Source organism: Bacillus sp. XB1 (assembly GCF_053557995.1).
On the sequence record NZ_JBNRIL010000002.1, the window covers coordinates 492517 to 517382 of the forward strand.

The 24866-nt window shown below is 35.2% G+C and carries 27 protein-coding genes, 1 pseudogene and 2 other annotated features; of the genes and pseudogenes, 19 read left to right on the plus strand and 9 right to left on the minus strand.

What is annotated here, in order from left to right:
- Nucleotides 1-85 precede the first annotated feature (85 nt).
- The 8 genes from ACK1U5_RS17780 (at nt 86) to ACK1U5_RS17815 (ending at nt 5444) form a co-directional block, all read left to right on the plus strand.
- On the plus strand, nt 86-313 hold the full coding sequence (locus ACK1U5_RS17780) for a YrhC family protein (RefSeq protein WP_000661265.1): 228 nt from the start codon (nt 86-88) through the stop codon (nt 311-313).
- 158 nt (nt 314-471) lie between these two features.
- On the plus strand, nt 472-1419 hold the full coding sequence (locus ACK1U5_RS17785) for an ABC transporter substrate-binding protein (RefSeq protein ID WP_000748453.1): 948 nt from the start codon (nt 472-474) through the stop codon (nt 1417-1419).
- Between the two features lie 4 nt (nt 1420-1423).
- Nucleotides 1424-2452: a FecCD family ABC transporter permease gene (locus ACK1U5_RS17790; RefSeq protein ID WP_002000971.1), complete on the plus strand. Its 1029-nt coding sequence runs from the start codon at nt 1424-1426 to the stop codon at nt 2450-2452.
- Nucleotides 2439-3257 (plus strand): ABC transporter ATP-binding protein, encoded by an 819-nt coding sequence (locus tag ACK1U5_RS17795; RefSeq protein WP_000626525.1) that lies wholly within the window; start codon nt 2439-2441, stop codon nt 3255-3257. The genes ACK1U5_RS17790 and ACK1U5_RS17795 overlap by 14 nt, the downstream gene beginning before the upstream one ends.
- Nucleotides 3224-3619: an ankyrin repeat domain-containing protein gene (locus tag ACK1U5_RS17800; RefSeq protein WP_001192763.1), complete on the plus strand. Its 396-nt coding sequence runs from the start codon at nt 3224-3226 to the stop codon at nt 3617-3619. The genes ACK1U5_RS17795 and ACK1U5_RS17800 overlap by 34 nt, the downstream gene beginning before the upstream one ends.
- Nucleotides 3620-3854: 235 nt before the next feature.
- Entirely contained in the window at nt 3855-4433 is a 579-nt protein-coding gene (locus ACK1U5_RS17805; protein ID WP_000258037.1) for a GNAT family N-acetyltransferase, read from the plus strand.
- Between the two features lie 56 nt (nt 4434-4489).
- Nucleotides 4490-4948, plus strand: a complete 459-nt coding sequence (locus tag ACK1U5_RS17810; protein ID WP_000276114.1) for a GNAT family N-acetyltransferase — start codon at nt 4490-4492, stop codon at nt 4946-4948.
- Between the two features lie 118 nt (nt 4949-5066).
- Nucleotides 5067-5444, plus strand: coding sequence for a MaoC/PaaZ C-terminal domain-containing protein (locus ACK1U5_RS17815; protein ID WP_000025015.1), 378 nt, complete (start codon nt 5067-5069; stop codon nt 5442-5444).
- 36 nt (nt 5445-5480) lie between these two features.
- On the opposite strand, the gene ACK1U5_RS17820 is transcribed toward ACK1U5_RS17815, so the two are convergent.
- Nucleotides 5481-6026, minus strand: coding sequence for a helix-turn-helix domain-containing protein (locus tag ACK1U5_RS17820; protein WP_001020693.1), 546 nt, complete (start codon nt 6024-6026; stop codon nt 5481-5483).
- Between the two features lie 156 nt (nt 6027-6182).
- Between ACK1U5_RS17820 and ACK1U5_RS17825 the strand changes: the two genes are divergently transcribed.
- Nucleotides 6183-6587 carry a DoxX family protein gene (locus ACK1U5_RS17825; RefSeq protein ID WP_001071553.1) on the plus strand — a complete coding sequence of 135 codons (405 nt, stop codon included), beginning with the start codon at nt 6183-6185 and terminating at the stop codon, nt 6585-6587.
- A 21-nt stretch (nt 6588-6608) separates the two neighbouring features.
- Complete coding sequence (locus ACK1U5_RS17830) at nt 6609-7466, plus strand: VOC family protein (RefSeq protein ID WP_000009844.1); 858 nt, start codon at nt 6609-6611, stop codon at nt 7464-7466.
- A gap of 15 nt (nt 7467-7481) precedes the next feature.
- Here the strand turns inward: ACK1U5_RS17830 and ACK1U5_RS17835 are convergent, their stop codons facing one another.
- The 3 genes from ACK1U5_RS17835 to ACK1U5_RS17845 form a co-directional block, all read right to left on the minus strand.
- Complete coding sequence (locus ACK1U5_RS17835) at nt 7482-7796, minus strand: 4a-hydroxytetrahydrobiopterin dehydratase (RefSeq protein WP_000979538.1); 315 nt, start codon at nt 7794-7796, stop codon at nt 7482-7484.
- Nucleotides 7777-9531 (minus strand): aromatic amino acid hydroxylase, encoded by a 1755-nt coding sequence (locus ACK1U5_RS17840; RefSeq protein ID WP_044584870.1) that lies wholly within the window; start codon nt 9529-9531, stop codon nt 7777-7779. Before ACK1U5_RS17840 ends, ACK1U5_RS17835 begins: the two co-directional genes overlap by 20 nt.
- Before the next feature lie 163 nt (nt 9532-9694).
- Nucleotides 9695-9922, minus strand: a binding site (T-box leader).
- A gap of 50 nt (nt 9923-9972) precedes the next feature.
- Nucleotides 9973-10201, minus strand: a binding site (T-box leader).
- A 201-nt stretch (nt 10202-10402) separates the two neighbouring features.
- Entirely contained in the window at nt 10403-13156 is a 2754-nt protein-coding gene (locus ACK1U5_RS17845) for a S8 family peptidase (RefSeq protein ID WP_069604744.1), read from the minus strand.
- Nucleotides 13157-13384: 228 nt separating this feature from the next.
- Here ACK1U5_RS17845 and ACK1U5_RS17850 point away from each other — a divergent pair, with 228 nt between their 5' ends.
- Complete coding sequence (locus ACK1U5_RS17850; RefSeq protein WP_113710612.1) at nt 13385-14617, plus strand: TolB family protein; 1233 nt, start codon at nt 13385-13387, stop codon at nt 14615-14617.
- A 45-nt stretch (nt 14618-14662) separates the two neighbouring features.
- Here the strand turns inward: ACK1U5_RS17850 and ACK1U5_RS17855 are convergent, their stop codons facing one another.
- Together ACK1U5_RS17855 and ACK1U5_RS17860 are read right to left on the minus strand one after the other, a co-directional pair.
- Nucleotides 14663-14785 carry a DUF4023 domain-containing protein gene (locus ACK1U5_RS17855; protein ID WP_000071866.1) on the minus strand — a complete coding sequence of 41 codons (123 nt, stop codon included), beginning with the start codon at nt 14783-14785 and terminating at the stop codon, nt 14663-14665.
- 69 nt (nt 14786-14854) lie between these two features.
- The gene (locus ACK1U5_RS17860) at nt 14855-15193 is read right to left on the minus strand and encodes a hypothetical protein (protein WP_000871153.1); all 339 of its coding nucleotides are present in this window, start codon (nt 15191-15193) and stop codon (nt 14855-14857) included.
- 168 nt (nt 15194-15361) lie between these two features.
- Between ACK1U5_RS17860 and ACK1U5_RS17865 the strand changes: the two genes are divergently transcribed.
- The 3 genes from ACK1U5_RS17865 (at nt 15362) to ACK1U5_RS17875 (ending at nt 17284) form a co-directional block, all read left to right on the plus strand.
- On the plus strand, nt 15362-15964 hold the full coding sequence (locus ACK1U5_RS17865) for a histidine phosphatase family protein (protein WP_069604745.1): 603 nt from the start codon (nt 15362-15364) through the stop codon (nt 15962-15964).
- Between the two features lie 18 nt (nt 15965-15982).
- Nucleotides 15983-16519, plus strand: coding sequence for a hypothetical protein (locus tag ACK1U5_RS17870; protein ID WP_000931927.1), 537 nt, complete (start codon nt 15983-15985; stop codon nt 16517-16519).
- Nucleotides 16520-16783: 264 nt separating this feature from the next.
- Nucleotides 16784-17284 carry a DoxX family protein gene (locus tag ACK1U5_RS17875; protein WP_000236592.1) on the plus strand — a complete coding sequence of 167 codons (501 nt, stop codon included), beginning with the start codon at nt 16784-16786 and terminating at the stop codon, nt 17282-17284.
- Between the two features lie 41 nt (nt 17285-17325).
- Here ACK1U5_RS17875 and ACK1U5_RS17880 read toward each other — a convergent pair whose 3' ends face one another.
- Together ACK1U5_RS17880 and ACK1U5_RS17885 are read right to left on the minus strand one after the other, a co-directional pair.
- Nucleotides 17326-18210 (minus strand): alpha/beta fold hydrolase, encoded by an 885-nt coding sequence (locus ACK1U5_RS17880; protein WP_000819810.1) that lies wholly within the window; start codon nt 18208-18210, stop codon nt 17326-17328.
- A 15-nt stretch (nt 18211-18225) separates the two neighbouring features.
- Nucleotides 18226-19059 (minus strand): GNAT family N-acetyltransferase, encoded by an 834-nt coding sequence (locus tag ACK1U5_RS17885; RefSeq protein WP_000706696.1) that lies wholly within the window; start codon nt 19057-19059, stop codon nt 18226-18228.
- Between the two features lie 261 nt (nt 19060-19320).
- Here ACK1U5_RS17885 and ACK1U5_RS17890 point away from each other — a divergent pair, with 261 nt between their 5' ends.
- Together ACK1U5_RS17890 and ACK1U5_RS17895 are read left to right on the plus strand one after the other, a co-directional pair.
- On the plus strand, nt 19321-20706 hold the full coding sequence (locus tag ACK1U5_RS17890) for an alkaline phosphatase (RefSeq protein ID WP_000714912.1): 1386 nt from the start codon (nt 19321-19323) through the stop codon (nt 20704-20706).
- Between the two features lie 54 nt (nt 20707-20760).
- Complete coding sequence (locus ACK1U5_RS17895) at nt 20761-21228, plus strand: hypothetical protein (protein ID WP_000717903.1); 468 nt, start codon at nt 20761-20763, stop codon at nt 21226-21228.
- Between the two features lie 77 nt (nt 21229-21305).
- Here the strand turns inward: ACK1U5_RS17895 and ACK1U5_RS17900 are convergent, their stop codons facing one another.
- On the minus strand, nt 21306-21956 hold the full coding sequence (locus tag ACK1U5_RS17900; RefSeq protein ID WP_000456219.1) for a GTP pyrophosphokinase: 651 nt from the start codon (nt 21954-21956) through the stop codon (nt 21306-21308).
- Nucleotides 21957-22305: 349 nt separating this feature from the next.
- Between ACK1U5_RS17900 and ACK1U5_RS17905 the strand changes: the two genes are divergently transcribed.
- The 3 genes and pseudogenes from ACK1U5_RS17905 to ACK1U5_RS17915 all read left to right on the plus strand — a co-directional run bounded on the left by ACK1U5_RS17905 (nt 22306) and on the right by ACK1U5_RS17915 (nt 24861).
- A complete protein-coding gene (locus ACK1U5_RS17905; RefSeq protein ID WP_000245976.1) occupies nt 22306-22932 on the plus strand; it encodes a nitroreductase family protein in 627 nt (208 codons plus the stop codon).
- A 195-nt stretch (nt 22933-23127) separates the two neighbouring features.
- Nucleotides 23128-23277 carry a 50S ribosomal protein L33 gene (rpmG, locus tag ACK1U5_RS17910; RefSeq protein ID WP_001265617.1) on the plus strand — a complete coding sequence of 50 codons (150 nt, stop codon included), beginning with the start codon at nt 23128-23130 and terminating at the stop codon, nt 23275-23277.
- Between the two features lie 91 nt (nt 23278-23368).
- Nucleotides 23369-24861: pseudogene (locus tag ACK1U5_RS17915) on the plus strand (YcdB/YcdC domain-containing protein).
- Nucleotides 24862-24866 lie beyond the last annotated feature (5 nt).

Here is a 24866-nt window from a genome sequence, read left to right on the forward strand (position 1 = left end):
GGAAAACATCTCCCAGAATGGCTGTATTTACTGGTCTTTCAGTTTCATAGAATATGATACAGTGAAATGGAGGAGTGAGAATATAATGAAAGAATTAAAAGGAAAAATAGAAGATTATACTCGGTTTGGACAAATGCTTCTCGCTGTAAGTACATTGTTAATGGTTGGCTTATTGATTCCGAGTGGAGCAAAAGAGACAATCCAATTTTTTGTTATGATGGGGAGCATCGTTATATTTTTAAGCTTATCGTTCTTTTTCTTTCAGCGTGTGAAAGTGATGCGTGACCAGCTAGAGGAAAATGAATGTGAATAATATTGTTAACTAGAGCGCAGCGAAAAGAAAAAATCTTTTTGTCGCGCTTTTTGTTTTTTTGTAGGAAAATATATGCGTTTCGTGTTGACAATGATAATCCTTATCAATTAAAGTAGAATAGTAGTTAATGATTATCATTATCAATTAGAGGTGAAGGAATGAAAAAATCTATTACGCTATTTACAGCGATTTTATCTATTTTTTTCTTGTTAATAGGTTGCAGTGCCAAAGGGGACGAAAAAGCGTCTGCAACCAAAACAGAAAAAGGAAAAGAGAAAATCGAAATTACCGACCTATCAGGAAGAAAGGTAACATTCGATAAAGTGCCAGAAAGTTTTGCAACATTAAGTATGGGGGATATGGATATTATTCATGCTTTAGGTGGAAAAATAGTAGGTCGCCCGGATACGAAATTAACTCTTCCAGATGAGCTAAAGAAAGCACAAGTAATTGGGAATGCACATCAACCGAATTTTGAGCAAATTGCTAGTTTAAAGCCCGATGTACTTGTTGCTAACAATGGATTCCAAAAGAATGTGCCAACGGTTGAAGGACAAGGAACGCAAGTTATCATTTCTTCTGCGAATTCTGTACAAGATATTCAAAAAAATATTGAATTATATGGAACGGTAATGAAGAAAGAAGATAAAGCAAAAGAAATTAATCAAAAAATGAATGATCAAATGAAGAAATATGAGAAAAAGAGCGATGCGAAAGCATTGCTAGTGTATGGCGCACCAGGAACTTATTTAGCGGCATTACCAACATCTTTATCAGGTGATATTTTAGAAAAAACAGGCGGAAAAAATATTGCTTCTGATTTTCCAGAAACGAAAGAATATCCGCAATATGCACAGCTAAGTGTAGAACGTATTATTGAGGCGAATCCAGATGTGATTTATTTAATTACACACGGAGATCCAAAAAGTGTGAAAAAAGCATTCGAAGGCGAAATGATGAAAAATGAAGCGTGGAAAAATTTAGAGGCAGTAAAACAAAACCGCGTAGTTATTTTGCCACCTGATTTATTTGGATCTAATCCTGGTACAAAAGTTACAGAAGCGATGGACTTTATGTATAAAAGTATACAAGATGTAAGGAAATGATACTATGGAAAGTAGTGAAGTAGTAAGAGAAAAGGAACATCCTTTTGCGAAAAAAAGATGGATAATAGCAGTTACTTTAGTTGTATTAACAATCCTAGGTCTCTTTTACGGTCTTTTCGCAGGAAGTTTATCCTTTTCTGTACGAGATATTCTAACGGGTATACAAGATGAAGGTTCGACAGTTCATCGAATTGTATGGGATCTTCGCATACCGAGAGTGCTCATTGGGTTTATAGTAGGAACATGTTTAGCTGCATCTGGTACACTGCTACAAGGAGTTATGAGAAACCCTCTTGCAGATCCTGGTATTATCGGAGTTTCATCTGGGGCAGGCCTTGTAGCAATTGTCATCATGATTTTATTCCCACAGCATCTAGCTTTTTTACCACTAGGGGCGTTTTTAGGAGCTTTCATAACAGCGATGGTTATTTATGCTTTATCATGGCAAAAAGGGGCACCACCTTCAAGAATCGTCTTAGTAGGGGTGTCGATCAATGCATTAATTGGTGCAGCAACGTCAGCATTAATGTTATTACATAGTGACAAAGTACAATCGGTGTTACCGTGGCTAGCGGGTGGTATTGGTGGTGTAAGTTGGGCACATTTAAATATGATTATTTATTATGCAATATTCGCCATTATATTAGCTTTCTTTGGTATTAAGCATATTCGAGTGTTAATGCTTGGAGATGAAATGGCAAAGTTATTAGGACATAACGTGGAAAAAAGTCGGTTTTATTTAATCGTAGTAAGTACATTATTAGCTGGAATTGCAGTAAGTGTGTCTGGTCTTATTGGATTTGTCGGTCTTGTCGTACCACATATGCTACGTTTATTAGTTGGAAATGATTATAGATATTTGCTACCTTTATCATGCCTTGGCGGCGGGGTATTACTTGTTTTTGCGGATGCAATAGCTCGAAGTTGGTTTGACCCAATCGAATTGCCTGTTGGTATTTTACTGTCCTTCTTAGGTGGTCCGTTCTTCTTATATTTAATTCATAGAGGAGGAAAACAAAGTGATTTCCGTTAACAAAGTGTTTTACGCACACTCTGAAAGATTTCAAATGCAAAATATGAATGTACATATTAAGGCTGGAGAAATCGTTAGTTTAATTGGTCCGAATGGATCGGGAAAATCTACTTTGCTTCGTTTAATAGCAAGGCTACTGAAACAAAGCGAAGGGGACATCATTTTAGATGGGAAAAATATTCATATGATGAAGAGTGCTGATGTAGCGAAGCAATTAGCAATGTTACCACAAATGCATGATCATCAATTAGATTTAACAGTGAAAGAACTAATTGAGTTCGGAAGAGGTCCACATAAATCATGGAGTAGCCACTTAAATAAAGAAGATGAAGAAATTGTTGATTGGGCATTATCTGTTACAAATCTTGAAGGGTATGAATATCGTCTTTTACATTCTTTATCAGGAGGGGAACGGCAACGTGCTTGGATTGCGATGACGCTAGCGCAACGTACAAATGTCTTATTATTGGATGAACCAACAACCTTTTTAGATATCGTTCACCAGTTGGAAGTAATGGAACTTGTGAAACGATTAAATGAGGAGTTTGGAATGACAATTATAATGGTTTTACATGACATTAACCAAGCTGCTCAATATAGCGATCGTTTACTTGTATTAAAGCGAGGAAAAATTCAGTATGATGGTATACCAGAAGAAGTACTATGCCATGAAATGTTTCAACATGTATTTGGCATAGATGTAGATATTTTTCAGGGAAGTGACAAGCCTTTTTTTACACCGAAACGAATTTCTAAAAGGGGAGAAGAGCGATGCAAACAGAAGAGCGTATTACCATTGAATTAGTAAGAGAATTTGTTATGGCAGCTCACGGGGATTTAGAGAAAGTACAAGAGCTATTGGTTGAATCACCAAGCTTACTTCACGCCTCTTATAATTGGGGTGGATCAGATTGGGAAAGTGCGTTAGGCGCATCGGCACATGTAGGTCGTAAAGATATTGCTCTTTATTTACTAGAAAAGGGTGCTCGGATGGATATTTTTGCAGCAGCTATGCTTGGTGAATTAGAAGTTGTACAAGCTATTTTAGTAGCTCAACCAGAAGCATTGCGCGCATCTGGTCCTCATGGTATTTCTCTTCTTCAACATGCACGAATGGGTGGAGAGAAATCTAAGCGTGTATATGATTATTTAGCAATACTATCTTAATGAACGAAGGAAGTTCTTATGTGCGGTAAACTTTTCACTTGAAACAATTGGAAAGTTTACCGCCCGTTAGAACGGGATAAGTATCTAGTATATTTGAAAATCCTACACCCCCCTCAATTGTAGTTTTCTTTATGCTAGTTATGATATGGATGCAGTGGACAATATTTGTCTACTGCTTTTTTTGTTTCTATAAGATTGAATATTCTGTGTTATGTGGTTGATTCATTTATAATAAATGGTAACACTTATTGTGCATACAAAATATGATTGTGAAATTAAGAAGAAATTAGTAGAAAGGAGTGAAGGAATGTTTCATACAGACCGTTTACAAATTCGTAAATATACAATGGATGATTTACAGTTCTACGCTTCACTATGGGGAAACGAAAAAGTAATGCGCTATATTGGAAATGGGAATTTAAAAACATATATGCAATGTAAAAAAAGTTTGGAAGAGTGGGTAATTCCTAGCTATAAAAACGGCCTCGGTTTATTTGTATTAATTGAAAAGGAAACGGGGATACGGATTGGTCATGCAGGATTAGTAAAGCAGCAGATAGATGGAAAAGAGGAAATTGAAATTGGTTATTGGTTATTACCTCAGTATTGGGGAAAAGGCTATGCGAGAGAAGCAGCGGCAGCATTTCGAGACTATGGCTTCCAAGCGTTACGAATGAATAAATTGATTTCTCTTATTAATCCGGACCACCCCGCCTCAATCTTTGTTGCTAGAAAAACGGGGCTTAGTTATGAGAAAACAACTTCATTTCATGGGATGGATGTTCTCGTTTATTCCATTAGGCGCGTTGGATGAAAAAAGGTTAATTGCATTTTTTGAAGAATGGTATATAAAAATAAAGGGGGGATTACATGTACATTTATCATAATGGACTTATTATTCGTGAGGGGACGAATGGTGTACCTGCATATGCAATTAAGACTTTATTCGAAGATGCCGGTTGGAGCAATGATAATATCCCTTCTTGGCAAATTGAAAAATTCACGATAGCATTTGAAAATTCAACATGGGCATTCACAATTTGGGATGAAGAAGAGATGATTGCCATGGTTAGAGTCATTTCTGATGGAATCATGGTCGCGAACATAGTAAATTTAGTTGTGAAATGTGAATATAGAGGGAAGGGATTAGGTAAGAAACTTGTCGCTCTTTGTTTGCAAAAGCTACCACATGGTGACTGGTTTGCACATACTTCTGCGAACAATTTTGATTTTTATAGAAGCTGTGGATTTGAAGTTAGAGAGCTATCGAGAAATGGAACATGTGCGTATTATGGATATCAAGTCGCGAAAAGAGATGGTCACCGATAAATGAATGAAAAGTAAAAGTTTAGCGAGGTAATTTTGAGGATTTGATAATAGAGAATGGATTGAGGCACATTTTATGATAAAATAAAAGAAAATTCTGTTTATTATTAGGGGGATAAAAATGAGTATAAAAGTTGGGGATGTATTTAAATATGAAAGAAGATTTACTGAGGAAGAGGTGTTTGAATTTGCAAATATTACCGGAGATAAAGGTAGACACCATGTGGAATATGATGAAAATGGAAGATTAATGGTCCATGGTTTATTGACTGCTAGCATTGGAACGAAAGTAGGCGAAGAATTACATTACATAGCAAGAGAATTAGTAAGTGAGTTTATTAGACCAGTTTTCACAGGAGATACAATCACTTGTGAATTAACTTTAACAAATGTTGAGCAAATGGAAGGCTATAAAAAAGTTTCAATCGAGTCAGTTTATCGCAATCAACACGAAAAGACTGTACTAGTGGGGACAAGTTATGGAATTATAAGGGGATAAAAAAGAAGCCTGTTTAGCAGGCTTCTTTTTTATTATTTAGTAAACACGTTTTCGATTTTCCGCATAACTAGAGATGAGTAGTAATGCAGTTTCTTCTCCTATATTACGAACAATATGAGGAACGCATGCATTCCATGAGAAAGAATCACCTTCTTCTACAATTGCAATATCTTCACCGTGCTGAACTTCTAGTTTTCCGCGTAATACAAGGTGACATTCTTCCCCTTCATGGGCATTTGGTGAGTTTTCTTTCGGGAATCCAGTAGGGATTTCTACTAAAGATAGGCGAAGGCCCCCTTGCTCCGCAACATGTTCAATTCTTTGCTCATCTTTGCCGTATACACTGTATTTCCGTTCTTCTTTTTTGACAATTTTTAATCGATCTTTTTGCTCTAACAATAAATAGGGAAGGGGAACGTTTAAAAAATTGGAGATCGTTTCTAAAGTTGAGATAGATGGTGATGTTTTATTATTTTCAACCTGACTCATAAATCCTTTAGAAAGACCTGTTCCCTCACAAATTTGTGCGATTGTTATGCCTCTACGTTGACGAATTTCACGTATTGCAGAACCAATATTCATAAAATCAAGCTCCTTTTTGTAAACAACTATTTGTATCATAGCAAAAAAAATATATTTTTTCCCAGTGAAAATGAATTGACGAATAAAAAAAATTAGTGTATGTTTTGTAATGTGAATAAAAGTTTTGTATAAGAAAACTATAAAGGAGAGAAAGAAATGAATCAACATATTGGTAACTTAATTATTCGTATCGTGTTAGGGGTAACATTCTTCATGCACGGTTTAACAAAATTCCAATCAGGAATTGACAATATTGCAGGGTGGTTTACAAGCATTGGTTTACCAGGAGGACTTGCATACGGTGTAGCAACATTTGAATTAGTTGGAGGCCTATTATTAATTCTAGGTTTAGGTGTAAGATATATTGGATTATTATTTGCACTTGTTATGGTTGGAGCAATCGTAAAAGTGAAATGGTCAGCTGGTTTATTGGGAGATGGAAAAAATCCTGGTTTCGAATTAGAACTTGCATTATTAGCAATGGGTGCATACTTATTTGTTGCAAAAGCTGATGGTTTTGTAGATAATTTCTTAAAAGAAAAAATGTCAAAGAAGAACTAATTTAAATGGGGGGCTAACAAGATGAGTTTTCAACTTCATCCCGATACAACACTGGATGTTGTTCATTTATACGTATCTAATGTAAAGAAATCACTAGAGTTTTATACGGAAGTACTAAGTATGAAGGTGCTAAAAGAAGAAAAAGCAGTCGTTACATTTGGGAATGAAAATGATGAACCACTTCTTATCATTGAAGAAAAGAAAGAAGCTTTTCCGAAGCAAAGAGGAAGAACAGGGTTATATCATTACGCAATTTTATTACCAAGTAGGCAGGATTTAGCGAATGTTCTTCGTCATCTTGTAGAAATGGTATATCCACTACATGGCGGGGCCGATCATTACTTTAGTGAAGCTCTTTATTTAGCTGATCCAGATGGAAACGGGATTGAAATTTATCATGACCGACAAAAAGAAGTTTGGCGTGATGAGAATGGAGAGCTCCCATTTGTTAGTAACCCGTTAGCTGGTGAAGAATTATTGCAGCAAGGAAGTACATGGAGTGGATTTCCAGCTGGTACTGTGATGGGGCATATTCATTTCCATGTAGCTGATTTAGAGGAAGCGAAACGTTTCTATGTTGATGGTCTTGGTTTTGAAGTAACAATCCCAGCTCGTAATGGAGCGTTGTTCGTATCAGCAGGTGGCTATCATCACCATATCGGTTTAAATACATGGCAAGGTGAAGGGGTACCACCGCAAATGCCAGGTTCTGTTGGTTTGAAATATTTCACAATTGTATTAGCGGATGAAAAACAAAAAGAGCAAGTATGTGAAAGCTTAAAAAATATTGGTAAGATTGCTACGTACAAAGATGGAATATTACAAGTCGAGGATCCATTTGGACATTGTATCCATTTCCAAATAAAAGGAGAAGCCTAAAAAGGCTTCTCTTTTTTATTTTCTTATAATTGCATTTTCGTTTTGTAAAAATAGTTCATCAAATTGTTTTGCAAGCTCAAAATCTAGTTTCGTTAAACCTTTTGCATTCCAAGATGACAAAGTAATAATAACTGCTTTATACTGGATAAGGATAAATGGATGGTGATTATGTTCTTCTGATAGTTTGGCGGCTTCAGAGACAAATTCGACTCCTTTTAAGTAGTCGGAAAACATATATTTTCGTTCAATCCATTTCTCATCTTTTACCATCCATTTATCTACCTTCAATAATTCCTCGTGAACTTCTTCTTCAGTTAATCTTAGCATCATTTTTCACATCCTTTATTGGAAGTAACGCAAGACCATTGTTAATAAGGCGTGTTACAGCTTCGTCAGTTGTGAAAGTAGAAAGTTGATGTAGTAATGCTGCAGATGTTTCATACCCTTTGTTATGCTCTAAAAGTAACTCTAATACTTCAAGGCGCAGCAACCATTCTTTCGCATAAAATTTATTTAATACTTCTTGGATTGCTACTAATTGATCGATATGCGCGTCGTGTAAAATCCCCTCACTTCGAATATCTCGAACTGTTTGATACATACGCTCGAGTTCATTCAGTACAAGCGGAGCAGGAATTTCTTGAACTTCTTCATCCATTGGGAAAAATGCTGCTGCATCTGCGGCACCTGGGAATACTGAAGTGATTTGTGAGCCAACAGCCATATCAAATGCGCCCCATGAAGCATCAAATAAAACGCGGGCGTTATAAGTAACTGTGCAATCGATAAAGGAAATAAGAGCAATTTTCTTATCATTTTTCACAATATCTGTTACTGTTCCTTTTACATGAATACCACTTGCAAAAGTAAACTCAGCGATAGTTCCAATTTTAATTCCTAATGATTGTAGTTGTTCGTCTGTACAATTTTCTAATGCAATATTTTCAGTAAGTAATCCAATCGGTGTTCCAAATCCGTCACTGTGTACAGAAGTAGAATGATTCGCTAACTGTTTATTATGAAGCGCTAATGCCGTTGGCGAATTTGTTCGCATGTAAATTAATTCACCTGCATCGTTTTCAATTGTCTCGCTAAATGTACCTGTAATTTGTAATCCACTATTTAGCTCAGCTGTTGCATAGTTCTCAGAGCGAATTGCTTTTTCTAAACCTTCTTTTCCACCTGTTTTAAAGGCCATTGTTTTAGAAAATGTTTCAAGCGCATCTGTTAATTCTTCAAAGGATTCACAAACAAATAGTTGTGGTTGCATTTTTGTTACGTCATAAGTTGTCCCTGTACATGCTTCGATAGAAAATGGAACCTTTTCTACAGCGTCTGTTAAGCAATGTTTGCTTTCGCCAACAGAAGAAAGGAGACCAGCACCATATATCTTTGGATCATCTATATTTCCGATCAATCCATATTCTACTGTCCACCAGAAAAGACGTGAAATTTGTTCAGCTTCCGATAAACCAGAAACTAACTTTTGTTTTTCAATTACAGCATTTTCAGCAGCCTTAACTTCATCAGGAGTAGAAGTAGGGCTTTCTTTTACTATCGTTAATGTACGAACAGCTTCAAATGCATCATGTTCTTCTTTTGTAGAGAAAGCTTTTGCACCAATTTGCCCAAAACGTTTCACATATTTTGCATATGTAGGATCAAGTAAAATCGGTGCGTGTCCTGCGGCTTCATGTACGATATCTGGAGCTGGTGTGTACTCGATATTTTCTACTTTCCGGATATCTGTTGCAATCGGTAGTAATCCGTGTCCTTGAAAATCGAAGAATGCTACGCCAGGAATAAGTCCGTCAATTGTTACAGCGCCCCAGCCGCTTGGTGCCAAACACTCATTCATTTCTTCTACTTTTGGAATTGCATCTATATTAATACCAGATGATTGTAGTCCGTTCACATAGGCTGGATGAGCAACGTCTTTTAAGAAGCTATGATTTTGTCTCATAATGTAACGCCACACAGCGTGATTCACCGGTGTGTATTGATCATAATGTTGTGTGGATACAAATGGTTTTAAATGCGATGGAATTTCTGTTTTCTTTGTCATTTAGACATCCTCCTTTTTTTCAATAAAATTGAATATCGATTTCGTATAGCTTGTATCACCCCCTTTCATTTTTTGTAAGCGCTTATAAAATTTTATCATAAGATTCGGAATTATTTAACATATGTTTCTGTGATAAATAGAAAAAGCCCCTATCGGAAAATCCGATAGGGGCGAAAGAATCGCGGTACCACCCTATTTGTAAGTGAAAATATACTTACATCTCAATTAATGATAACGGAAAAATTCCGTCTTTTCCTTCATGCATAAAAGCACTACGAAAAAGAAGCTCCAGAATTGTAATTCATACTTATATATGTGCTAATTTCCACCGACCATTAGCTCTCTGTAACAGGGATATAAGATACTACTGCGATTCTTTCAACGCGTATATATGAAATTGTGTAAGAGGATGGATGCAAAAAAGTCCCTATCGGAAAATCCGATAGGGACGATAAAAATCGCGGTACCACCCTATTTGTAAACAACTAATTGTTTACCACTCACTTTACGATAACGGAAAGATCCGTCTTTCTCTTCATGCATAAAAAGCATTACGGGAAAGAAGCTCCAGAATTGTAATTCACGCTTGTATATGTACTGATTCGCACCAACCATCAGTTCTCTGGGACAGTGATATAAGTCGCTACTAGCATTCCTTCAAAGCCGATATATAATTCGTTAAACTAAACTATGTTTTGTATTATAAAACTATATTAAAAAAATTGTCAACAAAATTTTTTTATCCCGTGTTAATGAGTAGTAAAATTCCTACCTCAAAATTCGGTGGGAGAATAACTGCCCGTAACCCCCGATTGGTGAAGGCTAATAATCAGTGGGGATGAACAAAATCTCTACTGATTAAGGCTTCACTTTATTTCACTTCTAAATTAACAGTTAAATTAGAGGTATTGCCAGCTGCATCAGTTGCTACAATGTGAATAGTATTTTTTTCTTCGTGTAATTGAGTGCGATCGAAATAAATGTCATAGCTTTTCTCCCAAGGGTTCAGGAATGCCTGTTCCCATACACCATTTCCGTTAATTTCATATTGCATTCTCACTGGAATACCGGGTGCTATCCAACCAGATTCTGACATCCAATCTAGTAGAATATCATCAACTTTTCCTCTAATTACGAGATTTTCTTGGTCAACTTCGTGTGTTAACTTAGGTGCAGTTCGATCAAGAAATACAGCAGCTGTTTGTTTTGTTTCTCCACCAGAATTAGAAGCAACTGCTTCGATTTGATATAGCCCGTCAGCTAAAGGAGTGCCATCTGCTTTTGTACCATTCCATTTGAAAGGTTTGTATCCAGGAGTTGCATTTTTAGCTTGATGGATAATCCCTTGATACGTTACACGTTCTTTCGTAACTAAATTTGCATGTAATGTTACATCATCCACAGGCGCAACTAAATAGTAGTTGATGAGATTATCATCTAGTACGTGGTCGCCATTTGGGCTAAAAGTAGAATTAATAATTTCAAGTCCATCGATACGTTTATAATCTTTAGGATCGATACTAAATGTGAATGGAATTCGAATTTCTTCTTTTGCCCCTTGTTCTTTTACATATACATTTCCAGTATACACACCTTGTGGTAGTGAGCTATCTACCGTGATAGTAAATGGTTTTTCGGTACTACTATTCGGTTGTATGCTAATCGATGAAGGGACAGAAGCTTTTACTTTTGTTTTTGTGTTGGCATCTAGTAATTCCACACGAGTTGAAAAACTTTTCTTTTTACTAGAAAGGTTTTGTAATGTAACATTTTGCGTCAGTTTTACTTTTCCGCTATTTGGCTTAATAAGACCAAAGCTGACATTGTTAGGTTTTACTAATACATTTGTTTGAGCTGCTTTCGGAATGTTAATTAAACCAGATCCTTGTGCCATAACAGGGTATGTATTTTCATTGACATCATGTAATATTTTTACATTGTTAGCAAGAGCCGCTTTCAATTGTTCTGTCGTCCAATCCGGATGCATTTGACGTAAGAGGGCAACCGCTCCAGCTACTTGCGGAGCAGCCATACTTGTTCCGTTATGCGATTCATAGCCGCCTCGCGGTACTGTACTAGTAATTTGTACTCCAGGTGCAACAACATCAGGCTTTATTAGCCAACTTCCTTGTGATGGTCCTCTTGAACTAAAGTTACCGATAAGTTCTGTTTGCTTTGGTTGTCCAATTTTTATATTTTTCTTTCGTTTTGTGATTAAAGTTTTTAATTCTTCCCCATTTGTATTTGATAATTGCATTACTGGGATAGCCAGATGTTCACGTGAAAAATATTCCGGCATCATATTAATTTCTTTTTCGTTAGAGATTAATAACACACCAAGTGCCCCAGCTTGCTTCGCTTGTTCTGCTTTTACTAATGTACTAGAAGTACCTTGTAAAATAAGTGCGAATTTCCCTTTCACATCTTGTTTTGCATAATCACTTGGATTGCCATAACCAACATATACAAGAGGGGAATCATTTCCTATTGGAAAATCGGATTTTGATAACGGTAACCCTTGATATGTTTTGCTGGAACCAGCTACTTGGAATGTTGGAAACGGGATAGAAACCGTAGATGCTCCAACAGAAATGACACTACTTGCGTTACCGGGAGCATCAACAGACCAAGGTTTTGGTCCGTCATTTCCATTTGAAACGACAGTAGTAACACCAAGTTTCGCTGCTCGTTCTAACGTTAATGTTACAGGCTGATCAGGTACATTTAAATCTTGCCCAAGGGAGAGGTTTAACACATCCGCACCATCTTGAATCGCTCGCTCAATCCCTTGGATAATATCATCTGTTGTACCAGTTCCACCGTCATTCATTACACGATAGGCTAGAATAGAAGCGTTTGGAGCAACGCCTTTAATTTTTCCATTACCCGCAATAATTCCAGCTACATGAGTACCATGTACGTTACCATCCATTGGATCGCTATCTTCATCAACCGTGTCATATCCACCGATATAATTTGCCTTTAAGTCAGGGTGTGTATAGTCTACGCCAGAGTCGATAATGGCTACTTTCATGCCTTTTCCATCAAGCGGTTTGCCAGATGGATCTTTTAAATTCCACGCTTCAGGTGCACCAATTGTCGGTCCACCGATATTTGGTGCTTCTTCGTTAGTAGTACTTTTTGATGTTTCATGCAATTTATATGTTAAGTTCGGATAGACTGCTTTTACTTCAGGTAAAGAGGCAAGAGAGGTAATTTGATCTCCAGGAACTGAAATAGAGAATCCGGAAAATAACGTATTATACACTTCTTTAATTTTTGCACCAGGTGCTTTTTCTTTTATTTTCTTAGTCGTATCTTCTTGTGCTTTTTTTAGCTCAGCATGATAAGACTGAGCATTACTATTTTGTAAATCTGGAGCATGCTGAATATTACTTTGAGCAGCGAGAGGTGCATGTTGCAATTCTACAATTACTGATATTTCTTTTGTTGTTTTCGTTTCAACATTTTGAGCAATTTTATGTTCTCCCCACTGTTCAATCGTTGTTTTTAATTGTGGACTAAATTGCTTCTCCTTTTGTAGTGATTCAGCATGAGCGCTTAAAGCTCCAAAACTAGAAAAGACAAGCGCCATGCTTAATAGTGTAGATGTAGTTTTTTTCATTGATACTCCCCCTAATAAAAAGTGCCAATATTCAGAAATTAAATCTTACATTTTAGTTATAACTTATAAATATAAATGTTGGCTAAACTATACTTTCGACATAATTCATACCAATCCTCTATGAATTGAAAATTTCTTGGGAAATTTTTTCTGATTATGTCGAATCGATATTTTTCACATATTGTAGGAAGAAAGTGAGGAATGCTATGAGGGAAATGGAGTGATGGTATGAAAAGGCTAATAGTAAGTGGTAGTGTAGTGTTGTTTATGTTTTTGTGTTCTATCACTATTACTAGCGCAGAAAATAATAGTGTGAAAGTTGCTTTTATTCGTCATCATAACCTTTGGATTAAAGTTGAGGGGAAAGAAAAACAACTTACAAAAGGAGAGAACATAACAGGGCCAAAGTGGTCACATGATGGAGAATGGCTGGCATATGTAAAAGGGAAGAAACAAAATATTCTTGAGTTATATCGGCTGAAAGATGGAAAGAAAGTTACGCCGTTTCACTCAGAAGCATCGAATTATCAATGGTCACCAACAGAAAATATAATTGCATTTATATTTACAGGTACATTAAATACATTTGATGTAGAAAAAAAGAATGCAGATTTTGAAAATGTATCGGCTGGTGTAGGGGATTATGCATGGTACCCCGATGGAAAGAACTTTCTTGTAGCCTCTGAAGCGCACTTACTTCCAACAGGATGGACAGGGGCTCAGCTATATGAAGTGCAAAAAGATGCACATATGAATCCTCACAAAATGAAGCATTTGTATGCATTGCCAAATGAACATGATGATTTCCTAGCGCTAGTAGCAAGTGGCTTTAAGTGGTCACCAGATCAAAAGTGGATTTCATTTTTAGCAGTACCGACAGCTTCATGGTCAGCTGATAGTAATACGCTTTGCTTAGTTCGTGCAGATGGCAGTCGGTTTGAAAAAGTAGATCAAATGTTACTAAACGCACAATGGTTTCAATGGGCACCATCAAAAAATATATTAGCTTATATTGAAGGGAGCGGAAGAGTTGCATTAGAAAATAAGCATTTAAAAGTAAAGGAATTGCCAGCACTTCAGCAGAACATATTTACGCCGAAAGGATATGTTGATTGGGATTTTGTATGGAAGAACGATAGAGTAATTATCGTTTCACGAGCAAAGGAGGCAGGGATAGAAACTCCACCAGAAAAAAGGCCACTACCATCTTTGTATGAGGTCGATAGTACAAGTAATGCACAGCATCAAATCACAAAGAAAAAGAACAAGCAAGGGGATTACCACCCGATCTTCATGAAGAAGAGTAATCAATTAATTTGGATACGTTCAGACCGTAAGAAAGCGGATGTATGGCTTGCTCATAAAGATGGGAAACAGGAAAAGAAGTGGATTGAAAATATAGATGTACCAGCGTGGTATTATGAGAAATGGAATTGGGAAAATGTCATCTCGGTGAAATAACAATAAAAAACTGCCTAAAAGATCATTTTAGGCAGTTTTTTATTGTTATTTATGCGTTTTATTTGGCTTTTTTTTCGCTGGGTTTCCGTTCCCTTGGCGCTTTCTATTTTGTTCATCTTTTGCTTGTTTTTCATGTAGTGTATCTAAAAATTCATTCGAGTTACTCATTTTTCTATCGCTCCTTTCATTTCGTCCTAATTACTATAACCATTTAGGAGGATAATCATGAGTTAGAAGTTAGGCACTTAATTTTCTTCGATAATGTAAGTAAAATATTCCATACATAACAAATAGCATGAGTAAAACTTGTAACTCTACATTTTCCTTTAAAATAGCTGCGATAGGGTCTGGTAAGTACGGTGATTTATCGTTTGTGCTTAAACCTAACCATTTATTTAAGAGGCTAATGGTACAAAACATAAAAACACCGGACCAGCTTGCCGTAATTGCTTTTTGTTTAATTTTTGTTTCACGTTCATCATCTGTAATCCAGGGATTAGCAGTTTGATCACTACTAAAGAAGCCGTTTATATATCCCCATACAATCATTCCAATAAAGACAATTATCCATTTCATATATGTAATTCTCCTTTCGGTGTAAAAAGTATTTTACATGTAATATTGTAATATTTTACAAATATTAGTGTCAAATGTTTTTTACATATCGGTTTTTATACAGCAGGAATAAAGAATGCAATAGGGAAGAAATATGTGTGAGGATTTTATAGTAAGAGGAGGCTGAATATGAAAATCGTTTTTGTTCGGCATGGTGAAGGTGAACATACAACGGATTTACCAGAAAGTTTACAAGTGTTTGACCCACCATTGACGAGAGTAGGAAAGGCTCAAGCTAAATTACTTCAACGTGATATATCATTACAAGAAGCGGATATATTAATTGTTAGTCCTACACTTAGAACTTTGCAAACGGCGACAATATGGAGTGCGAAAGTTGCTTGTCAAAAACTAGTCCATCCATATGTATCCCCACGTATTTTTCCTTATCGAGAAGGAGCGAAAACATTACCGTGCGATTATATAGTAGATCAGGGAATGATAACAAAGTTATTTCTGCATTTTTCGATAGAGAAAAGCTCAAATAATCAGTTATGGAAGGAAGGTATAAACACTATTTCAGAGAATAGTTTTCAGCAAATAGTAGATGAATTTCTTCTTTGGTGTTATGAACTGGGTGCTGAAAGAATTTGCATTGTATCTCACGATGGAACAATTACAGCATATAGGCAATATTTACAGAAAGTCGTTTTAACTAGATCAGATTTTTTGAAAGAAACGGGCATATATGAAATGGATTTATCCCATAAAATTCTGATTGATAAGGGCTGATTATAGGATGGGGGTTGTATGTTGAATATTGCATTAGTAGTTGGTTTTAATTCGGATTTAGAAGCGCAATCAATTCGAGCATCTCTTGAATATTTTGGTGCAAGGGTTGTGACATATTGGATTGGTAGACCGAAAGATTTTGTGGAAGTTCTTTCTGGAAAGAACTTATTTAACAATATTAATTATATTATTTTTTGCTTTCATGGTGAAGAAGGGAAGTTTGTCATAGAAGAGTTAGGCGAAGAAGTATATGAACAAGATGAACCGAGAGGGTATTTTGGTACAGAAGAAATTTATAAATATGCAAAATTGCATAATACACATATTGTAAATAGCGGGTGTACGTTAGGGGAGCAAAATCTAGCAAAATCTTTTTTACATAGTGGTGCGAAATCATATATTGGATCGATTGATTATGTAGATGGAAATGCAGCACTTATGTTTACTATACGCTTATTTTATGGGGTTATTAACCATGGGAAAACGTTAGAAGAAGCGTTTCAAGAAGCGAGTTTAATTGATGAGGAGACACATACATTTCGATTCTATAATTAGTGTGAAACACGTTTATTCTATATTCGAATAAACGTGTTTCACATTTAACTCACATTTTTTTTACATTTTTTTCAATGAAAATGGTTATCACTTGTGGTATGATATGTTCAAGTTTTTACAGGTAATAAAAGTTACTATATAAACGTTAGTTTTTAATGTTTCATACGCATGTCACAGATTATTCATAATTAACGTTTGAAAAATAAGTAACTAATGTTATTATATTATCTGTAACTAACTTAATTACAACTTTAGGAGGAAGATATGGTTATTCAATTTTTAAGAGAAAACAAAGCAGTTTCTTTTGCATTAGCAGTAATTCGAGTATATCTTGGTTACACATGGTTAATGGCTGGAATCGGTAAACTACAAGGAAAAGGATTCGATGCAACAGGTTATTTGCAAGGGGCAATTGAAAAATCTAAAGGTGCACAACCGGCTGTTCAATCTTGGTGGGCATCATTCTTACAAGAATTTGCAATTCCAAATGTAGATTTGTTTAATACACTTGTAACATGGGGAGAAATTTTAGTCGGAATTGGTTTAATTGTAGGCTGTTTAACAAAAACAGCGGTCTTTTTTGGTCTTGTAATGAACTTTTCCTATATGTTTAGTGGGTCAATTGGTGTGAACCCTGAGATGGTTATCTTATCTATGTTTGTTCTTGTTTCCGGTATGAACGCTGGGAAATTTGGAATGGATGGCTTCGTTATCCCGAAAGTATTAGGATCAAAAACTCCAAAACGCCAAAAGCAAGCTGCTTAATATATGAAAACGGGTATCTCATTTTGAGATACCCGTTTATGTTATTTTTCAACTTTAATCGGATTGTTCTTAAAGAAATCTTTTACATACCCGACAAATTCTTGTGGTTCTTGGCGAAATGGTGCATGATAACCTTTTTCAATAATATGTAAAGTGCTATTTTTTAAGAATTGATGATACGTTTCTCCTTCTTTCCAGGAAACGCTACTATCATTTCTGCCCCATATAATTAAAGTTGGCTGTTTTATTTCATTTGCATTAATTTTAAGACGTCTAGGCCATAATTTCATTTTATTATAATGCTCTTCATCATTACGTTTGAATTTCACTTTGCTTTCATCATAATCTGTAATAGAAGAAACGGCATTTAAATCAGTCGACAATTGTGGTTTTGGTGAGCCTTGTTTATTAACGAATGTATGAGGGCCACCTGTAGCATCAGTTAAAATAAGGTGAGTAACTGCTTCAGGATATAAATATGTTAAATTTAGAGAAATTTCTCCCCCCATGGAATGCCCCAGTATTGCGAATGAATCATACCCTAGTTTTTTCATTAATTTATAATACAAATTTGCATGAGTTGGAAAAGAATAATAAAAATCCATTGGCTTAGATGAGCGCCCGAATCCTAAAGCATCTACAGAAATAATTGTATGATCTTTTGCTAAATCGGAGTAAATCTTTTGAAAACCATCTGATGACCCTCCAAAGCCATGAATCATAAGTAAAGGTGGTTTTTCATTACCAATCTTTTTAAAGTAAATGGTTTGACCATCTATTTCTACCATTTTTTCCTCGGTAGCTAGTTTCGCTGTAATTGTATTTTTAACTTGTTTTACTTGTTCTACTGGCTTTTCTGCTGCACTACATCCTACTAATAGTGTAAGAGTAAGACAACCTACCATAAAATAGCTAAATCGCTTCAATTAGGTGTCTCCTTTCTAACATAACGCTGTATCTATCATAGCAAATAGCATATTACGATTTCCAGGAAGTTGGCTACCATTTTTTATCATAAGAGGTGAAAGGAGCGTTTCTTGGAAATTTTCTGTTTGAAGAAATTGACGAAATGTAAATTGTGAGTGTGGAACATCAATTCGTACTATACCATTCCAACATTCACATATCTTTTTTAATAATTGGATAGCATCTTCTTCTTGCTTGGCGATAAGTGGATTGATACATAATATATTGCCCTTTTGTATGCATAATGAAAAAGCTTCTATACAGTTATTTCTTTCAATTTTAAAAGAGTGTACGGCCCTTGGTAATAGCAAAGAGTAAAGTAGAGAACGATTCATACCAGTTGCAATTTGATCCAGAGAAGTAACAGATATAAGGTCTTCTTCTTGTACTTGTTGTAAGTGAGAAGGGTACGTCTTAATAGTTTGCTTTTCAAAACGATGAATCGTTGTTGCTGTTTGAAATCCGCATGATGTGTATAGAGGTTCGCCAGCTTTTGTCGCAATAAGTGCAATGGGTTGTTTTGGATGAATTTGTTCCAAGCAATGATTTAGCAACATGCGCCCTATTCCGCGTCCTTGAAAATTAGGGTGAACGATTAACATACCAATGGAAGCGAAGTTACTTGTAAAGGGAAATACTCCTCCAGTCGCAATGAGTTTGTTTTCATGAATGTAACCTACAAGTGTGCCGATAGAAAGATACATTTCGAATTGTTTTTTCATAAAAATTTCATCGTGTAACCATCCAACAGATTTGCAAAGATTAAGTAATTCAAAAATAAAAGATTCATTTAGCTTTACTATTTTCATAAAGGCTCACCGCATTTCTATTTATTTTCATAAACATAGAGTCAAAATGTAAAAAAAGAGATTTACGTTAAATGAAATCCAACTTGTTTATATTTAAATTGTAAAGGGCGGAATGATTGATACAAAAAGACAAACTTATACAAATTATAACTGATATTTACATAAGTTAACAAAAAATTTACATACAGCTAATTTTCTCTTAATAGTCTTCCATTAAATTTGATAGTGGGAAATGAATAACCTAATTAGGGGGATAAGACAGTGAAAAAGTTTGTGAAAAAAGCATGGCCATTTGCAGTTGTGGCATCATTAGCAGTTACTTCGGTAGCAACATGGAATTTTACTCGTTCTAGTGAGGTTAATGCAGATGAGAACGGAAGCAATGCAAAGATTAAAAATGTTATCGTATTAATTGGGGATGGTATGGGTCCTTCATATATGACGGCTCACCGTTATATGAAAGATAATCCAAAAACCTTTGAAATGGAATCTACAGAATTTGATAAGCATCTTGTAGGAACACAAAAAACATACCCAGAAGATGAACATGAAAATATTACAGACTCTGCATCGGCAGCAACAGCTATGTCAGCAGGAATTAAAACATATAATGCTGCAATTGCAGTTGATAATGATAAAGCGGAAGTGAAAACAGTTCTTGAGCAAGCGAAAGAAAAAGGGAAATCAACGGGACTCGTTGCAACTTCTGAAATTACACATGCAACACCAGCTGCTTTCGGTGCGCATGACATTAGCCGTAAAAATATGGATGCAATTGCAAATGATTATTTTGATGAGAAAATTAAAGGGAAGCATAAGGTAGATGTTATGCTTGGCGGCGGCGTAAAGAACTTTGTTAGAAAAGATCGTAATCTTACAGAAGAGTTTAAGAAATCTGGTTATAGCTATGTAACGGATCGAGATCAATTGTTAAATGATAAAAATGATCAAATTCTTGGTTTATTTGCACCAGGTGGATTAGATAAAATGATTGACCGCAATGAGAAAACACCTTCATTAGAAGAAATGACTAATGCAGCAATTGAGCGTTTGAACAAAAATAAAAATGGTTTCTTCTTAATGGTGGAAGGAAGTCAAATCGACTGGGCTGGACATGATAATGATATTGTTGGTGCAATGAGTGAAATGGAAGACTTCGAAAAAGCTTTCAAAGCAGCGATTGAGTTTGCGAAAAAAGATAAAAATACGTTAGTTGTTGCAACGGCAGATCACGCTACTGGTGGCTTATCTTTAGGTGCCAATGGCGAGTATAACTTTAAAGTAGATCCAATTAAAGCTGCAAAACGCACACCAGACTTTATGGCAAATGAGATTGCAAAAGGTGCAAATGTAGAAGAAACATTGAAAAAGTATATTGATTTACAATTAACTCCAGAAGAAATTCAAGCTGTAAATGATATAGCTCCGTCAAAAGATGTAACAAAGATTGATAATGCAATTGAAGATATTTTCAATAAGCGCTCGGTTACAGGCTGGACAACAGGTGGACATACAGGGGAAGATGTGAACGTGTATGCATTTGGTCCAGGTAAATACTTGTTCTCTGGCGTTCAAGAGAATACAAATATAGCGAAACGTGTCTTTGATATTGTTGGCGGTGGTGATCCGAATAAAGGAAGACGCTAATTAAGAGCGAAAGTGAGGCGAACTGCCTCGCTTTTCTTTTTAGGAGTTGGAAATATGAAAAAAATATTTGCGAAATTAAGATTCCTTCTAGCATTTGTAGTATTACTAGTTGGATGTCAACAAGAAGAGAATAATGTAGCACAAAAATCTACTACTAAAAAAACTGAGGAAAAGGTACAAATAACAAAAGAAGAAGAGAAATCTATTCAAGATATTATTCATACATTTGTGCGAACGACCAATGAAAAAAATCTTGCAGAACATATGGAGTTATTTTCAAAGAAGATGCCTAGTGCTGAAGACTTAAAAACACAAAAAGAAGCCGCATTTCAAAAGGGAAATAAGAAAATTGAATTGGAACATATAGATATGAATGTTAGTAAAGTAGGGTATGTTATTGTTGAAACGAAAGAAAAGGAAGTAGACGACAGTATTACTCTTCAAAAGAAAGTACAGTATGCCCTTGGAAAAGAAGAGGGTAAATGGAAGATTGAAGAGGTTCGAACAATAGAGAAAAAATAACGTGAAACTTTAATAAGTGTGGAGTCGTACTTCCAAAAAATGATATAAAAAAGGTTCTCATTGGCGAGAACCTTTTTTTATAGTGGTAGCATAATTTGATTTGAACATGCCTCAATATCATCAATATCTTGACGAATTGTGGCCATTTTATTATCCAGATCTTCAGCTTTCATTGCTGCATCATGTAGTTCATCTTTTAAATACTCCGGTATTTTTCCTTCATATTTATAATAAAGTTTGTGTTCTAAACTTGCCCAAAAGTCCATTGCCAGTGTACGTAACTGAATTTCTGCAAATACATCTTTTGTACCAGAATTTAGTGACAAAGGGTATTTAATGATCATGTGTAAACTTTTATATCCGTTTCGTTTTGGGTTAGCGATATAATCTTTTACTTCTATGACTTCCATATCTTCGCGTTTTTGAATGACTTCTTTCAAATGATAGATATCTTCTACGAAGCAACATGTAATACGAATACCAATAATATCTTGTAAATGTGTTTGAGCATTTTCAACTGTTGGTAATAAGTTTTTGCGCTCTAGTTTTTTAATAATACTTTCAGGTTGTTTTAGTCTTGTTTTTATATGTTCAAACGGGTTGTAATCCTCTAGAAATTGAGCTTCCCGGTTCATAATTTCAAATTTAGTTTTTAACTCTTCTAAAGCAAATGTATATGGTAATACAAAAGCTTTCCAGTAGTTAACTGTTGATTGATTATATTCCATTTATATACACACCTTTTCCTATTTGCAAGTGAGGTCGTTATTATACTAAATACCAAATCATATAAGCGCAAGCAGCAAATGATGAGATCATAAAGCGATATTTAGTTTTCATACTTTCAACTCCTTTCGAGTAAGATTTTATATAAATAAACGTGATTGTTAATAAGTTCACTATGTACAGTTTCTATAGTAATAGATTCGTGTGAATTTCGTATGAACTAATTGTTTCAGCTTTTTGTCTTTTTTGCTGTTAATCATAATTATTATTCGGATTTAAAGTGTTTTTATTTGATTTATCTATTTGTATAAATTAATGTATATTTAAATTTACAGTTATCGAGGAGGATATATGGTGAACTTTGAAGAATTAGCAATTGCTAGACGTTCTGCAATGAAATTTATACAAGGTATAGAAATCCCTGATGAGGATTTTAAAAAAATATTTGAGTTAACTAAGCTTTCTCCATCTTGCTATAATTTGCAGCACACACATTATGTTGTAATTCGTGATCAAGAGCGAAAAGAAAGATTAAAAGAATTAGCTTTTGGTCAATATAAAATATCGAGTGCATCAGCGGTAGTGCTCGTTTGTGGTGATAAAAAAGCATACCAAAATGTTGAAAATATTTACTTCGGTATGAAAGTTTTAAAAATGATTGATGAATGTGAATATGAAGATACAATTAGGCAAACGAAAGGTTTATATGAAGGAAAAGGAGAGCGTTTCATGGAGGATGAAGCGATTAGAAATGCTTCGTTAAGCGCGATGACTTTTATGTACGCAGCTAAATATTATGGCTATGATACATGTCCAATGATTGGTTTCGATGAAAAAGCAGTACAAAGTGAATTGAATATGCCGGAGCATATAGTACCTGTTTTAATGATTACGATAGGAAAAAGTGATACGACTAAAACTCGCCCACGAGGATATCGAAAGCCGATTAGTGAGTTTGTTACATACGAATCGTTTTAATAAAGTGAAGCTTTTAATCAGTGGGGGTCTTACTGCCCGTTAATGCGGGAGAAAATTTATTTAACTATAAAAACAAGGGGATTCTAAATGGAATCTTCTTGTTTTTGCAATTGACAAATAGAATGAAGTTTTATAATATATAAATCGTAATAATTACGTTTTAGTTGCGATTTTTGAAAAAAAGGAGAATTAAATATGCGTGTAAATATTACATTAGCTTGTACGGAGTGCGGTGATCGTAATTACATTTCTAAAAAAAATAAACGAAACAATCCAGAACGCATCGAATTAAAAAAATATTGTCCACGGTTAAAGCGAGTAACGTTACATCGTGAAACGAAGTAGAAGACTAGAGATATCTCTAGTCTTTTTTGTTAATAAATTTTAGTTTTCTTTGTTATAATTACCTTAAATTGTAAGATTGAGGAGGGGAATAATGAATCAAAAAGATAAAGAGAGAAAAGAGCGAGTGGCTCATATTATTGATATTCCAGGTGATTATAGGCTTGTTGTAGATGATCAAGAAGGGGTTGATGACCCGTATCATTTATTGTGGTGGGCACATAAAGATGATGAGGAGAAACAGATACAAATTACATTAAATAGACATACTGGTAATTTAATTGAATTTAGGATAGATGATGAAAATTCTTTTTCAAGTGGCAAGGAAGCGATAGAGGAGAAGAAGGCAAGAGAGATTGCAAATGCGTTCTTGAAAAAATATACAAAAGAAGGATATGAATTCTATACATATGTAACGGTTAAGGACGACAGGCGCGGTTGGAAAGAAGTAAATTATATGCAAGAAGTGAATAGCTATCCATTGCCGAATACAGGGTGCGTTGTGCGAGTGCACCCTTCAGGTAATGTTGTGCATTTTCATTACAATGGACAAAAAGCTATAGAGAAAAAAACGTTATGGCCAAGTGAAATTGTTGAGGAGAATATCGTTTTAGAAAATTTGAAAGCTAGACAAGATATGAGACTTGTATTTGTAGATTTAACATACTCTTCATGTGAGTATAAAAGCGGGGAAGAAGTAAAAGGGTACCAGCTTGTATATGAACCAGAGCCTAGTCATGCGTTTATTGATGCAAGTACAGGTAAAGATTTATTTGGACTAGATCATTATAAATTACCTTCGGCTGTAGCTGTTGAAAAATCGAAAAAAGGTAACGAACGAGGTGACGTATTCGAATTATTTGACTGGAATAAAGAAGGTTTTACAAAAGTAGATGAGACAGAAAATGATGATGAAATAAGGATGAAATTTGTTCCGAAAGAGGAATTACAAAAACAGAAAGAAGAAAAGGATCCATATTTAATGAATGAATTCTTTAAAAAGCATTTACCGATGTTGAAATATAATAATTTAGTTAGCGTTAAAATTGATAAATTAACCAATGAATTAACTGGTTTTATAAAACTGACAGATGATAAAGAAGTAAAGCAAATACTGTCTAGAGAGGAATGTTTACAAAAAGCACTTCAATTTTTAGAACGAGTTATTCCAGATATCACACAATATCTGCGTCTTGGGAGGAACGTGAAGAAGCAGAAGATGGGATTGAAAGATTTATCTTTTCTGTATATATAAATGATATTCCGGCAGAGTATAACCAATTTATGATTAACATCAATGCAGAAAATGGTGCTGTTATGCACTACTCGGGGGAGTCTAGCAACTTTATAAAAGAATTGCTCACATATGAAATAACACCAAAAGTAACTAAAGAAAAAGCGTTAGAAATATACAGAGAGGCTATCCGAGTTAAATTAGAATGGTTTTTAGATCATGATGCAGAGGAAACGAAATACAAACTACTTTACAAACAAACGACAGATGAAAAACATAAAGAACCTTTTAATTGTAGGCGGGAAATTCGTTATATTGATGCCCAAGCGGGGAGAAAGATTTGGAGTAAGTAAAATAA

Coding starts and splice junctions, on each gene's coding strand:
- ACK1U5_RS17780 (WP_000661265.1), top strand. CDS start 86: ATGAAAGAATTAAAAGGAAAAATAGAAGATTATACTCGGTTTGGACAA.
- ACK1U5_RS17785 (WP_000748453.1), top strand. CDS start 472: ATGAAAAAATCTATTACGCTATTTACAGCGATTTTATCTATTTTTTTC.
- ACK1U5_RS17790 (WP_002000971.1), top strand. CDS start 1,424: ATGGAAAGTAGTGAAGTAGTAAGAGAAAAGGAACATCCTTTTGCGAAA.
- ACK1U5_RS17800 (WP_001192763.1), top strand. CDS start 3,224: ATGCAAACAGAAGAGCGTATTACCATTGAATTAGTAAGAGAATTTGTT.
- ACK1U5_RS17805 (WP_000258037.1), top strand. CDS start 3,855: ATGGTAACACTTATTGTGCATACAAAATATGATTGTGAAATTAAGAAG.
- ACK1U5_RS17810 (WP_000276114.1), top strand. CDS start 4,490: ATGTACATTTATCATAATGGACTTATTATTCGTGAGGGGACGAATGGT.
- ACK1U5_RS17815 (WP_000025015.1), top strand. CDS start 5,067: ATGAGTATAAAAGTTGGGGATGTATTTAAATATGAAAGAAGATTTACT.
- ACK1U5_RS17820 (WP_001020693.1), bottom strand. CDS start 6,026: ATGAATATTGGTTCTGCAATACGTGAAATTCGTCAACGTAGAGGCATA.
- ACK1U5_RS17825 (WP_001071553.1), top strand. CDS start 6,183: ATGAATCAACATATTGGTAACTTAATTATTCGTATCGTGTTAGGGGTA.
- ACK1U5_RS17830 (WP_000009844.1), top strand. CDS start 6,609: ATGAGTTTTCAACTTCATCCCGATACAACACTGGATGTTGTTCATTTA.
- ACK1U5_RS17835 (WP_000979538.1), bottom strand. CDS start 7,796: ATGATGCTAAGATTAACTGAAGAAGAAGTTCACGAGGAATTATTGAAG.
- ACK1U5_RS17840 (WP_044584870.1), bottom strand. CDS start 9,531: ATGACAAAGAAAACAGAAATTCCATCGCATTTAAAACCATTTGTATCC.
- ACK1U5_RS17845 (WP_069604744.1), bottom strand. CDS start 13,156: ATGAAAAAAACTACATCTACACTATTAAGCATGGCGCTTGTCTTTTCT.
- ACK1U5_RS17850 (WP_113710612.1), top strand. CDS start 13,385: ATGAAAAGGCTAATAGTAAGTGGTAGTGTAGTGTTGTTTATGTTTTTG.
- ACK1U5_RS17855 (WP_000071866.1), bottom strand. CDS start 14,785: ATGAGTAACTCGAATGAATTTTTAGATACACTACATGAAAAACAAGCA.
- ACK1U5_RS17860 (WP_000871153.1), bottom strand. CDS start 15,193: ATGAAATGGATAATTGTCTTTATTGGAATGATTGTATGGGGATATATA.
- ACK1U5_RS17865 (WP_069604745.1), top strand. CDS start 15,362: ATGAAAATCGTTTTTGTTCGGCATGGTGAAGGTGAACATACAACGGAT.
- ACK1U5_RS17870 (WP_000931927.1), top strand. CDS start 15,983: ATGTTGAATATTGCATTAGTAGTTGGTTTTAATTCGGATTTAGAAGCG.
- ACK1U5_RS17875 (WP_000236592.1), top strand. CDS start 16,784: ATGGTTATTCAATTTTTAAGAGAAAACAAAGCAGTTTCTTTTGCATTA.
- ACK1U5_RS17885 (WP_000706696.1), bottom strand. CDS start 19,059: ATGAAAATAGTAAAGCTAAATGAATCTTTTATTTTTGAATTACTTAAT.
- ACK1U5_RS17895 (WP_000717903.1), top strand. CDS start 20,761: ATGAAAAAAATATTTGCGAAATTAAGATTCCTTCTAGCATTTGTAGTA.
- ACK1U5_RS17900 (WP_000456219.1), bottom strand. CDS start 21,956: ATGGAATATAATCAATCAACAGTTAACTACTGGAAAGCTTTTGTATTA.
- ACK1U5_RS17905 (WP_000245976.1), top strand. CDS start 22,306: ATGGTGAACTTTGAAGAATTAGCAATTGCTAGACGTTCTGCAATGAAA.
- rpmG (WP_001265617.1), top strand. CDS start 23,128: ATGCGTGTAAATATTACATTAGCTTGTACGGAGTGCGGTGATCGTAAT.